General features: G+C 69.5%; 16 protein-coding genes. 1 reads left to right on the forward strand and 15 read right to left on the reverse strand.

Annotated elements, in window-relative coordinates; translation table 11 throughout:
• From AB0J39_RS14400 to AB0J39_RS14470, 15 genes are all read right to left on the reverse strand, one after another.
• Window positions 1-438, reverse strand: coding sequence for a hypothetical protein (locus tag AB0J39_RS14400; protein ID WP_363464254.1), 438 nt, complete (start codon window positions 436-438; stop codon window positions 1-3).
• On the reverse strand, window positions 438-731 hold the full coding sequence (locus AB0J39_RS14405) for a hypothetical protein (RefSeq protein WP_363464255.1): 294 nt from the start codon (window positions 729-731) through the stop codon (window positions 438-440). The genes AB0J39_RS14400 and AB0J39_RS14405 overlap by 1 nt, the downstream gene beginning before the upstream one ends.
• Complete coding sequence (locus tag AB0J39_RS14410; protein WP_363464256.1) at window positions 728-1006, reverse strand: hypothetical protein; 279 nt, start codon at window positions 1004-1006, stop codon at window positions 728-730. Before AB0J39_RS14410 ends, AB0J39_RS14405 begins: the two co-directional genes overlap by 4 nt.
• A gap of 44 nt (window positions 1007-1050) precedes the next feature.
• On the reverse strand, window positions 1051-4017 hold the full coding sequence (locus tag AB0J39_RS14415) for a phage tail tape measure protein (protein ID WP_363464257.1): 2967 nt from the start codon (window positions 4015-4017) through the stop codon (window positions 1051-1053).
• A gap of 32 nt (window positions 4018-4049) precedes the next feature.
• Window positions 4050-4199: a hypothetical protein gene (locus tag AB0J39_RS14420; protein WP_363464258.1), complete on the reverse strand. Its 150-nt coding sequence runs from the start codon at window positions 4197-4199 to the stop codon at window positions 4050-4052.
• 65 nt (window positions 4200-4264) lie between these two features.
• The gene (locus AB0J39_RS14425; RefSeq protein WP_363464259.1) at window positions 4265-4651 is read right to left on the reverse strand and encodes a hypothetical protein; all 387 of its coding nucleotides are present in this window, start codon (window positions 4649-4651) and stop codon (window positions 4265-4267) included.
• The gene (locus AB0J39_RS14430; protein ID WP_363464261.1) at window positions 4648-5109 is read right to left on the reverse strand and encodes a hypothetical protein; all 462 of its coding nucleotides are present in this window, start codon (window positions 5107-5109) and stop codon (window positions 4648-4650) included. Before AB0J39_RS14430 ends, AB0J39_RS14425 begins: the two co-directional genes overlap by 4 nt.
• A gap of 14 nt (window positions 5110-5123) precedes the next feature.
• A complete protein-coding gene (locus AB0J39_RS14435) occupies window positions 5124-5552 on the reverse strand; it encodes a minor capsid protein (protein WP_363464263.1) in 429 nt (142 codons plus the stop codon).
• Window positions 5549-5899 (reverse strand): minor capsid protein, encoded by a 351-nt coding sequence (locus tag AB0J39_RS14440; RefSeq protein WP_363464264.1) that lies wholly within the window; start codon window positions 5897-5899, stop codon window positions 5549-5551. Before AB0J39_RS14440 ends, AB0J39_RS14435 begins: the two co-directional genes overlap by 4 nt.
• 10 nt (window positions 5900-5909) lie before the next feature.
• A complete protein-coding gene (locus AB0J39_RS14445) occupies window positions 5910-6230 on the reverse strand; it encodes a hypothetical protein (protein ID WP_363464266.1) in 321 nt (106 codons plus the stop codon).
• Window positions 6230-6634 carry a hypothetical protein gene (locus tag AB0J39_RS14450; protein ID WP_363464268.1) on the reverse strand — a complete coding sequence of 135 codons (405 nt, stop codon included), beginning with the start codon at window positions 6632-6634 and terminating at the stop codon, window positions 6230-6232. The genes AB0J39_RS14445 and AB0J39_RS14450 overlap by 1 nt, the downstream gene beginning before the upstream one ends.
• A 66-nt stretch (window positions 6635-6700) precedes the next feature.
• Entirely contained in the window at window positions 6701-7048 is a 348-nt protein-coding gene (locus AB0J39_RS14455; RefSeq protein ID WP_363464270.1) for a hypothetical protein, read from the reverse strand.
• 3 nt (window positions 7049-7051) lie between these two features.
• On the reverse strand, window positions 7052-7432 hold the full coding sequence (locus AB0J39_RS14460; protein WP_363464271.1) for a hypothetical protein: 381 nt from the start codon (window positions 7430-7432) through the stop codon (window positions 7052-7054).
• The gene (locus AB0J39_RS14465) at window positions 7432-8646 is read right to left on the reverse strand and encodes a DUF5309 family protein (protein WP_363464272.1); all 1215 of its coding nucleotides are present in this window, start codon (window positions 8644-8646) and stop codon (window positions 7432-7434) included. The genes AB0J39_RS14460 and AB0J39_RS14465 overlap by 1 nt, the downstream gene beginning before the upstream one ends.
• Before the next feature lie 18 nt (window positions 8647-8664).
• Window positions 8665-9303 (reverse strand): hypothetical protein, encoded by a 639-nt coding sequence (locus AB0J39_RS14470; RefSeq protein ID WP_363464274.1) that lies wholly within the window; start codon window positions 9301-9303, stop codon window positions 8665-8667.
• 173 nt (window positions 9304-9476) lie between these two features.
• Here AB0J39_RS14470 and AB0J39_RS14475 point away from each other — a divergent pair, with 173 nt between their 5' ends.
• Window positions 9477-9977: a hypothetical protein gene (locus AB0J39_RS14475; RefSeq protein WP_363464276.1), complete on the forward strand. Its 501-nt coding sequence runs from the start codon at window positions 9477-9479 to the stop codon at window positions 9975-9977.
• Window positions 9978-10102 lie beyond the last annotated feature (125 nt).

Raw genomic sequence — 10102 nt, forward strand, 5'->3', positions numbered from 1 at the left:
CTAGGGGATGGTGAAAGCGGCGACTCCACCGCTGGCCCAGGTGATTAAGAAGGTGCCGTCCTGGGTGGTCTTCGCGGCACCGAACCACACCGCCAACAAGGCCCTGTTGCTCTTGGCGGGGTAGTACCACAACGCGCCCTCAGCCGTGATCGTCGAGTTGGTCAACTGCGTGTTGTCCGCGTCGAGCACCAGCTGACTGCTGACAATCGTCAGCGTGACGTTCGCCGGCGACGGCCCGCCCGCCGTGTAACCCGCCCCGGAGGCCTCGCCCGAGTTCCACGGGGAGGTGCCGTAGGCCGTATCCGTCGCGAAATTCGGCGTCACGGACGACCCGAAGAACGCCAGCTTCGGGCTCGCGGTCAGATCGAGGCCCAGAGCCGAGGAGTTCCACTGGCCGAGCTGCGTGGTCCTCATCATGCCGCTCGCGGTCCAGCCCATCAGGCATCCCTCCTCTTACGGCCCTGCGGGCGCTGCTCGCCGACCGGGCCCGCCTGCACGACCGCGTCCCCCTGACCGTCCGGCAGCACCGGCCGGCCGCCCTGCCGCAGCCACCTGCGCAACAGGTGCAGCTCGTCCATCGCCGCCTGCCTCGCCGCCTCGTTCTCCGGAGTCGGGTTCGTCTCGAAGGCGGCCGTCGCCGTCTGGAACCGCTCCTGGTAATCGGCGCAGAGCTCCAGCACCTCGGCCTCTTCGCGGCGGTGAATCGCCTCCATGCGCGCGTTCGTGCTCATCGGGTGCGCACCCCCGGAGTCAGCGCCCCCGCCATGCCATGCAGGGTGGGGACGTGGACGTGGACGTCCTGGTGCTCCCCGCGTGCCGAGGTGCGGTTGCGGGTCGTCGCGACGGCGCCGGAGTCCGTGATCTCGGTGACGGTGCGGACCAGCCGGCCCGCCTCGTCGCGGGTCTCTCGCCGCCGCGGCGTCGACCGGTCGCCCTTGACCTGGATGCCCTTGTTGCGGAGCCACTGACCGTAGGTGATCCCAGACGAGGGATCGAACGTGGACATGCGGAAACCACCTCACATGGTCGAGGGACGGAAGAGGGGAAGGGTCAGCCGCGGGAGCGGAGGCCGAAACCGAACTCGGCGCCGAGTTTGTAGACGTCGGCCTCCTCGCGGATCACCGCGTGCGGCATGTTCACGACCACACCGCCGCCCCCGCCGCCGCCGCCCGCGCCTGCGTAGTCGTCGAGCTTCGCCGGGGTGATGACGGTCGTCGCCCCTCCCGCTCCGGCCATGGCGGGTGCCGCGCCGGAGATCTGGGATGCGGCGGATACGGCCTTGCCGACGACGCCGGCGACCGCGGACACGGTGTCGGCCTGGCGGGCGAGGACGCCCTGGATGTAGCCCAACATGGTGTTGTCGCCGATCGAGGCGAACACGCGCGAGGGGGACTTGACGCCGAGTTCCTTCTTGGCCGCCGCGACCACCGCCTTGGCGATCTGGGCCATCATTGATTCAACTTCCTTCAGTTTCCCCTGGAGGCCCTTCAGGAAGCCGTCGCCTGATTTCTTGCCCACGTCATACAAGGCGTCCGCGGAAGTCTTGCCCATTTGCTTGCTGACTTTATCGATCTGGGCTTGAGCCTTGTTGATCGCCTTTATTTCGGCCCCGTCTGCGCCGACCAGCATTTCCGCCAGACTGAGGCCCTTTTCCGGCCCTGCGTTGATGATCTGAGCGAGGGTCGTCTTATTCAGGCCCGATTCGGCGAGTTTCTTGATGTCGTTCGCGAACTGCTTGATCTGGTTGAGCTTCGCCTGCAGACCGCCGACGACGTCGCCCGCGCCGGCACCCTCACCGAGGCCGAGGTTCGCGACGCTCGCGAAGTCCTGCATCTGGCTCGCGAGCTGGTCGGCGTACTTCTTCGCGTCGGCGATCTGCTTCATGATCTCTTCGCGCTTGCCCGCGAGGTCCTTGAGCTGGGAATTGTTGGACTGCACCCACTTGACCAGGGCGTCGGGCGCTCCCTTGACGTCAACGGCGAAGGCGTCCTTGACCAGCTTCGCGAACTGCTTCGCCGTCATCTGGGCCCGCGGTTGCTCGGTCAGGATGCCCTGGACGAAGCCGGTGACCGTGTCGCCGCCGATCGCCGCGAACACCTTCGACGGCGAGTGGGAGTCGAGGGCCTTCTTCACCCAGTCCGGGACCATGCCCCCGAAGAAGCTGCTGACCTTCTCCTTGAGCCAGCCGCCCAGCGATTGGACGCCCTTCCAGAGGCCGGTGACCATGTCCTTTCCGGCATCGACCAGTAGCGACCCCATGTCGCCCAGCTTGTCCTTGATCTTGTCGGGCAGGCCCTTCACCCAGTCGAGCAGGGCCGTGGCCTTGTCGCTGGCGGCCGTCTTGATCTTCTCCCAGGCATCGGACGCCTGCGTACGCAGCTTCTCCCAGCCGGAGGAGAAGAATTCGCTGATCTTCCCGGGGAGTGCCTTCAGCCATTCGACCAGTGCCGTTCCCTTTTCGGAAACGGTCGTCTTTATCTTCTCCCACCATTCGGACGTTTTCGACTTCACGCCGTCCCACAGGTCCGAGAAGAACGGGCCTACGGTGTCAGAAAACCAGCTTGTGATCGAGTTCCATTGTTCCTCGAACTCGGCCGGGCTGGGAAAGAAGTCTTTGAATTGTTCGAGGATGAAGCCGCCGACCGCGCTGAGCGCGTCCCCCCAGGAGCGCGACCATTTGTCGGTGCTGGCCGACATGGTGTTGTTGATCTCGCTGTCGGCGGTCTGGATGGCGTTCTTGAAGCCGCCGACGGCGCCCTTGGCCTTGTCGAGGTTCAAATTGTTGATCGACTTGGCCATGTCTTCGGCCTTGGTCCCGAACAAGGCGACGGCCAGCTGGGACCGCTCGGCGGGATCCTTGACCTGGCCCAGCTTCGTCAGAATCTGGTCGAGCGCCTCGCGGGCCTTCGGGCCGCCCTTCGCGAACGCGGCCTGCATCTCCTGCGCGTTCAGGCCGAGGCCCTTCAAGGCCTTCGCGGCCGACATGTCCTTGACCCGGATGTCCAGCTCTTTCAGGGCGTCGGCGACGGTGTCGCTGTCCCTGGCGCCGGCCTTCAGCCCTTGGGACATGAGGCCGAGGGCGTCTGTCCCGCTGAGACCGAGATCGCGGAAGATCGTCGAGTATTCGTTGAAGGTGTCGAGCAGGTCTTCGCTCTTGTTGACGCCTTCCTGCTGGCCCCGGATGAGGATGTCGAAGGCCTCTTCGGCGTTCTTCGCGAGGCCGGTCTTCATCATCTGACCGACGGCGGCGGTGACCTTGCCGAGGTCCTCGTCCATGATCTTGCCGGTCGTGATGGCCTGCGCGGAGGTCTTCTTCAGGGCGTCGTCGCCGAGCTTCGCCGCGCCGGGGATGTTCTGGTAGACCTTCGCGAGGGCATCGGTGACGTCGCTCAGGCTCTCGCCGTACGCCTGCGCGTACAGGTCTCCGGCGATCTTCCCGAGGCGCTCGGATTCCTTGCCGAAGGCGCCGACCTTCGCCGACAACGTGGCGAACAGGTCCTCGCGTTCCAGCGCCGACTCGATCGCGGACATCAGCAGCCCGGCGACCGCGGTGCCGGCCGCCGCCCACCCGAGGCCCTTGAACGACCCGATCAGGCTCGACCCGACGCCTGACATGCGGGATCGGCCGCCCTTGTCGAGGCCGTCACCGAAGCTGTCTCCGGTCTCCTCGCCGCTCTTGCGGGCCTTGTCCGGCAGGTCGTCGAAGGCGTCGTCAACCGCCTGGTCGAGCTCCTTGGCGAAGGTGTCGGCCTCGTCGAGCATGTCGGACAGCGCCTGGTCGAGCTCGCGCTCCAGCCGGTCGAGGTCGGCGATCGCCGACGCGGGGTCGAGCCCGCCGGCGATGTCGGCCTGGACGTCGGCGAGGGCGCGGGACACGGTGCTCTCGATCGACGCCATGGACCTGGTCGTCGAGGTCTCCAACCGGGTCAGGCCCTTCCCGGCGGCGTCGACGCCCTTGCCGAATCCCTTGTCCTCCAGATCGATGAAGCCGGTCAGCTCGCCCAGCGACAGCGCCACGGGACATCACCTCCCGTGCTGGTTGATCCGGTTCACAAGGTGTCGATGAACGCGTCTGCGGCCTCGCCGGACAGGTCGATCGGCTGGGATGCGGTGACCCGCCGCCAGATCGATTCCGGGGACAGGCCGATCAGGAGGGCGGAGAACCGCCTCCAGGGCATCCCGGCCCGGAGGGCGGGCATGAGGTCGAGGCGGTATTCGCGCTGGAAGTCGGCCTCGATCAGCGTCCAGAACTGGACGATCTGCCCTACTCGGTCGCCCCCGGTGCCGGGGGCTTGGCTTCCCCCGCGCCGTCGTCCTTGACGATCTCGTACGCCTTGAGGCACCAGTCGACGACGTCCTTGAGGCTGGTGATGCCTATGCCGTCGGAGAGGACCTGCTCGTACCCGGCCGGGGACAACAGTGCCTTGAGGATCTGCTCGAGGAAGTTGAGGCCGTCTTCGCCGGAGCGGGTGGCGCGCCGCTGCCGGGCGAGGAGGATGAGCACGCTCGCCGGGAGCTCTGCGGGCATCCGGTAGACCCGGCCCTTGATCTTGACATGCTTGGGCTTGTGCTCGGCCCAGGCCTCGTCGAAGTCGGCGTCAAGGTCGCCGTCGAAGTCGTCGGCGTCGACCCAAGTCTGCTCGTCGCTCACCCGGACACCGCCGCGGTGGTGGTCGGGCCGCTCTTGGTGATGGTCGCGGACCAGGACACCTTGTCGTTGGTCGCGCCGCCCTGCTCGCCCAGCGAGAAGGTGCAGTCCCAGATCCGCCACGTCGACGACCGCGGGGACCGGAAGCGGATCCGGCCGAGGCTGTCGGACCCGACTTTGTCCTCGCCGGCCATCGCCTCGACGCGGGCCCGGCCGGGCGGCAGCGCGCCCGTGCTGTCGTCTTCCAGGGCGAGGCCCTCCAGGGTGAGGGACGCGCCGCGCTGCATGATCTCCTGCTCGTAGGCGCCGTCGCTGTCGTAGTCGCTGACGTCGACGGTCTCCTCGTTCTCGCCGGGGTTGACGACGACGTTCTGCAGCCGCTCAATGGGCAGCCACTCGTCCGGCGTGGAGTCCTCGACCTGGACGATCATGTCTCTCGCGTTGATGCGCCGCTGCGCCATGGTTTCCCTCCAGTTCAGGGGCGGTTCGGGGTGGATCGCTGCACGTCAACGCGTGCGTTCACGGTGAACTCGTGGCGGCCGTTGGTGTCCCGGCCGATGTAGACGGGCCCGCCGTTCTGGCAGATGGCGAGCTGTAGCCAGGTGCCGTCGGGGGTGAGCTCGCGCATGCCGAGCCCGTGCAGGGCGTCGTACACGGCCTGCGCGTCCTGTTCGGCTTCGCGGGCGTCGGCCGCGCTGCCCCGGCATCGCACCTGGATGGACAGCTCGTCGTACGGGTTGCGGGAGTCGGACTCGGCACCGCCGTACCGGGCGACCGCCATGCAGCGGTCCGGCGTGGACGGGAGGGTGGTGAGGAAGATGGTCCCGCCGGCCGCCCCGTCGCTGTTGTAGGTGCCGAGGTCGAGGTCGGCGAGCAGCTGCGCGAGTTCCTCGAGGAGGGTCATCGCAGGCTCCGGCGGACCTCAGCGGCCACGATGTCGAGCATCGTGCCGCGCTCGGACTGCATCGGCTCCTCGAGGTACTTCGCCTGCCTGCCCTCGTCGTGCTTCAGGGTGAGGTCCTCGTGCTGCCGCACGGCGTAGACCGTGTCGTACGAGACGGCGGCGCGGAGCTCGTCCTCGTCCACGCTCGCGACGCCGGACCGTTCGAGGGTGCCCTCCTCGATCGGCACCAGCTCCCGGCTGGCCTGGAGGAGGTGTTCGGCCGCCTTGCGCAGTCCGCGTACGGCGGCCGCGCGCTGCGCCTTCTTGATCACCCCGACGTTCAGTCGGAGGGTGGCCTTCTGCGGCATCCCGGCCTCCTCACGTGAGCGCGATCTCCAGGTGGTCCGGGGTTGGTAGTCCGCCGCCGTCGAGGTCGCCGACGGCCAGCGCGGACGCCTTCCGCCCCGACGGCAGGGTGACGAGCGAGCCGACGGGGCAGACGGTGCCGCGCGGCGCGTACACGGTGGCCTCGGACACGACTTCGCTGCCGGTCGGCCCGCGTACGAGGCGGCGCTTCTCGTCGACGAAGCACCGGGGCACGGTGACCGGATCGCCGTGCTTGGGCCCGAACGAGCCCTCGCCGAGGAGCGGCCGGATGGTGACGGTGTGGCGGAGCAGGAACGCGGGGATGGCGCCCATCAGCAGCCCAGCGGGTCGACGTACGGCCCGCGGCCGGTGAGCCCTGCCTGCTGGAGAACCATGCGGGCCTGCGGGCACAGGCTCTCGGCCTGCGATCCGCCCCCGCCGGGACCGCCGGCCGCGCGGCTCAGGCTCACGGAGCCGATGGATACGGACTGGTAGCCGTCGGCCGCGCCCGTGCCGGTCTCCCCGCTCTCGACCCACGAGGCAACCTGCTCGCACGTCGCCGCACGCAGCGCGTCAATGACCCGCTGGTCGGTCGGCATGCCAGTGTCGTCGACGTCGTACACCGCGCACAGCAGCGCCTGGTCGACGAGCCGGGACGCCCGGGTCAGCCGCAGATCGGCGTCATCCGGGACCGGGTCGAGGTAGTCGGTCAGGTCGTCGGCGGTCGCGTACGCCATGCTCGCCTCCCCCCTTGTCGTGCGCGGGCGGGCGCGCGACCCCCCAGCCCGCGCCCGCCCGCACGATCAGATGTCGACGACAGCCACCGTCACCGTGGCGTCCGCGCCGGAGTAGTTCAGGTGCACGGTGCCGTCCGCCTGCCGGAACTCCTGGCCCAGCGCCGGGAGCATGCGCCCCTTGCCGGCCGCCACGGTGAACGTGGCGTCGCCGATGGACAGGCCCAGTGAGCCGACCGTGCCCGGCGTCGGGACGGTCACCGTCAGCGCGGTGTCGTCGCCGTTGTGGACGTACACCCGGCGCCCGCTGGTCCACGAGAAGCTGTTGCCGTCGGCGATGTTCGCCGCGGCACCGGCGTCCGGGAGCAGCACGCCGGTGGTGCCGAGGCTGACGGGGGTCAGAGCCGTACGAGCCATCGCCTACTCCTTCTGCTGCTGCTCGGCTGCGAGCTTGGCGGCCAGGTCCTCGTCGGCCGCCTGCTCGCGCGCGAGGATCTCCTCGCGGTGAGACAGGATCCCCTTGCGGCGCTTGCCGTTGTCGGCGGCCTCGGCGTCCAGCACCCGCGCCGCCTCTTCGGCGTCCGCCCCTTCGAGGTAGGCGAGGACCTGGGGGACATCGTGGTCCGCCGGGTCGAAGGGGCCACCCTCGGTGGCCGTGCTCGCCTCGGCCTCGGGGTCGACGAGCCGCCACCCCTCGTCCCCGAGGGTGGCCAGTCGCGCGAGGCGGGCGTCTTCGTCGCTGCCGTCGACCGTGAACGCCCGCCACGTCTGGTCGCCGATGCGCTTCTCGTACAGGGCCATCAGACGGCCAGACCGCGCAGCTGCGCGTGCGCCATCTCGTTGCCGTACGCCAGCCCGATCTCCCCGTAGATCTGCACGTCGTCCGACGCGCCGGTCTTCGCGAGAGGCTCCTCGAAGAACACGCCCTTGCCGGGCACGTTCAGGAACACCGGGCGGAGCTGGGAGAGGGTGAGCACGACGATGGCGTCCTGGGGGACGTGCCGGTCGAGCATGAGGTTGAGCACGCCGAAGTCGGTCTCGATCGTCTGCACGGAGACGCCGGCCACGGTCCGGTTGGCCTCGGTGATGGTAACGGTCTTGCCGTAGGCACTGGCGTACGCCGCGGTGATGGCCCGCTTCTGCGAGGAGTTGACGAGCAGGGTCGCGTTGCCGCCGGTCAGGCCGCCGTTGTCGTACGCCAGCTGGAGCAGGGCGTCGATGTCAGTCGTGGCCAGCGCGGTGGTCTGCGGCTTGATGTAGTCGATGTTCGACGTCGAGGTGCCGAGGGTGATCGCCGAGCCGCCCGCGGTGCGGGCCACCTTGAAGGTGTTCGTGGCCTTGGACACGACGTAGTAGACGCGTCCGGCGACGATGCCGGTGGCGTCACCCGTGCTTGTGAACACGATCTTGTCGCCGTCCGACAGCGCCGTGGCGGTCTCGGTGATGGTGTCGGTCGCGGACGACAGGCCGGTCACCGTGCTGCTGGCCTTGGACACCTTGTTCGTGGTGATGGCCTGGAGCAGGCCGCGGGTCTTGCGCGCCGTGCTGTTGCTGGTGGGGTTGTTGTAGGTGCCGTTGATGAACGACCAGTTGACGTCCAGCGCGATCTGCTCGATCGCGCGCTGCACCTGCCAGTCCAGCTCGTTCGTGACGGGGTTGGCGCCGCCGCCGGGGTGGTTGTACGGCGCGGACTGCGGGGAGGCGAGCTGCCCGGTCGCGGACTGCTTGGTGTAGCTGACCGACACCTTGGACTGGTGGATCTGGACGACGTTCTTCACGTTCGCCCGGACCCGGCCCTCCGCGGTGGGCGCGGTCGCGCCCTCGATCTGCACCCGCTGCGACGGATCCCTCAAATCGAAGGTCTGCCACTCGAACTCCGTCGAGCTGGCCATGCCGCCGCCGGTCAGGCCGCCGATGGCGGACAGCAGCGGCGTGTCGGCGGGGGTGAGGCTGAAGAGCTGGCCGGTGTAGTTGGGCAGGTTGAACGTGGTGCCCATCGCGGTGATGCCGGACAAGGTCGTCTCCTAACGGGATCAGGTGCTGTAGGCCCTCTGCCGCTTGAGGCTGATCGCGAGGGCGTGGTTGCCGGCCTTCTCGGCTTCGGCGATCTGCTCGTCGAGCGAGGGCGGCGGTGTGCCGCCCGCGCCCTGGAAGTCCGCGCCCCCGGCGGTGGGGACCGGCGGCGGGGGCGGGGTGGCGGCGGCCTGTTGTGCGGCCATCCACGGGTTCGTTGTGAGCGCGTTCTGGATGGCCTCGGCGAGCTTGGCGGGGAAGTCCTCCGCCGACGGGTCGAGGCTCTTGGCGTGCTCGGCGAACGCCACGGAGCCGAGCAGGGCGTCGGGGTTGACGCCGTGGTGCGTGGCGGTGGTGTACGCGTGGCGGAGCACGGTTTCGGTGCGGGCCTGGACGCGGTACTTGGCCGCTTCCTGGCGGTCTTCCCGCCACTTCTTCTGGGCCCACTGCGGGAGCTTGCCGAACTCGGCGTCGTCGTCCTGCTGCGGGGGCTGCGGGGGTGTCCAGGTGGGCGGCTGCGGCACGGGCGGGGCCGTGGGCGGCTGCGGCGTGGGTGCCGGTGCCGTCGGTGCGGTAGGCGCCTGCGCGGGAGCGGCCGGGGAAGCGGGCGGTGCCGCGGGCTGGCCGGCATCGGGCGCGGGCGGGGTGGGCATGGTCATGCGGACCCTCCAGGGGAGCGCGGGGTGAGGGCCTGGCACCTGGCCAGGCGAAAGGGGATGTTCGGCTCGCACCGGGCGAACCGTCTTTCGGATGGTGCGAAGTGCCAGTTTCTGGCCGCCCGTATGGGCGGAGTCGGGCGTTTTGGAACGGTTCGGGGCGTAGGGTGCGCCGCATGCACCCCCAGCAGCCGCAGCAGTGGCCACCACAGCAGCCGTACGCCCCGCCGCCACCGCCGCAGCAGTGGCAACCGCCGCCCCCGCCACCGCCGGCGAAGAAGAGCGGGGCGAAGACCGTGGTCATCATCGGCGCGGTCATCGTGGCCCTGGCCGTCGTCGGCATCGCCATCGGCGCGAGCGGCGGCGAGGAACCGGGGCCGGCGGCGAGCACAAGCAGCGCACAGCCGACCAGCGGCGCGCAGGTGCCGTCGCCGGACGCCGACCAGGCCGCCGCCTACCTCGACGCGCTACGCGCGATCGATCCGGGCCTGGTCGCGAACGAGGAGCGGGCGATCCGCCGCGCCGTACGGGTGTGTGAGCGGATCATCGCCCCGCCGGAGGGGAGCACGATGAGCCTAGAGCGGTACGTCGTCGCCGAGCTGTCGGGCGGGAACGCCACGATCACCACGGGGCAGGCCCGTCAGGTCATCAAGGCCGTCAAGGCGTGGTGTCGCTGACGTCCAGCCGGAACCCGGGGAACAGGGCCGGGTCGAGCACGTCGGCGGCCGGCCGCCCGGCCTGGTGCGCGTCCGCCAGGATACCCCACACGCGGGCGACCGCGCGGAGCGGCGCCGGGGCGGCC

Source organism: Microbispora sp. NPDC049633, assembly GCF_040675265.1.
Lineage (GTDB): Bacteria > Actinomycetota > Actinomycetes > Streptosporangiales > Streptosporangiaceae > Microbispora > Microbispora maris.

What these genes read in the sequence shown, in the direction of transcription:
- AB0J39_RS14410 (WP_363464256.1), bottom strand. Translation starts at nt 1,006, where the DNA reads ATGTCCACGTTCGATCCCTCGTCTGGGATCACCTACGGTCAGTGGCTC.
- AB0J39_RS14470 (WP_363464274.1), bottom strand. Translation starts at nt 9,303, where the DNA reads ATGACCATGCCCACCCCGCCCGCGCCCGATGCCGGCCAGCCCGCGGCA.
- AB0J39_RS14445 (WP_363464266.1), bottom strand. Translation starts at nt 6,230, where the DNA reads ATGGGCGCCATCCCCGCGTTCCTGCTCCGCCACACCGTCACCATCCGG.
- AB0J39_RS14455 (WP_363464270.1), bottom strand. Translation starts at nt 7,048, where the DNA reads ATGGCTCGTACGGCTCTGACCCCCGTCAGCCTCGGCACCACCGGCGTG.
- AB0J39_RS14405 (WP_363464255.1), bottom strand. Translation starts at nt 731, where the DNA reads ATGAGCACGAACGCGCGCATGGAGGCGATTCACCGCCGCGAAGAGGCC.
- AB0J39_RS14435 (WP_363464263.1), bottom strand. Translation starts at nt 5,552, where the DNA reads ATGACCCTCCTCGAGGAACTCGCGCAGCTGCTCGCCGACCTCGACCTC.
- AB0J39_RS14450 (WP_363464268.1), bottom strand. Translation starts at nt 6,634, where the DNA reads ATGGCGTACGCGACCGCCGACGACCTGACCGACTACCTCGACCCGGTC.
- AB0J39_RS14420 (WP_363464258.1), bottom strand. Translation starts at nt 4,199, where the DNA reads ATGCCCGCCCTCCGGGCCGGGATGCCCTGGAGGCGGTTCTCCGCCCTC.
- AB0J39_RS14440 (WP_363464264.1), bottom strand. Translation starts at nt 5,899, where the DNA reads ATGCCGCAGAAGGCCACCCTCCGACTGAACGTCGGGGTGATCAAGAAG.
- AB0J39_RS14460 (WP_363464271.1), bottom strand. Translation starts at nt 7,432, where the DNA reads ATGGCCCTGTACGAGAAGCGCATCGGCGACCAGACGTGGCGGGCGTTC.
- AB0J39_RS14430 (WP_363464261.1), bottom strand. Translation starts at nt 5,109, where the DNA reads ATGGCGCAGCGGCGCATCAACGCGAGAGACATGATCGTCCAGGTCGAG.
- AB0J39_RS14475 (WP_363464276.1), top strand. Translation starts at nt 9,477, where the DNA reads ATGCACCCCCAGCAGCCGCAGCAGTGGCCACCACAGCAGCCGTACGCC.
- AB0J39_RS14400 (WP_363464254.1), bottom strand. Translation starts at nt 438, where the DNA reads ATGGGCTGGACCGCGAGCGGCATGATGAGGACCACGCAGCTCGGCCAG.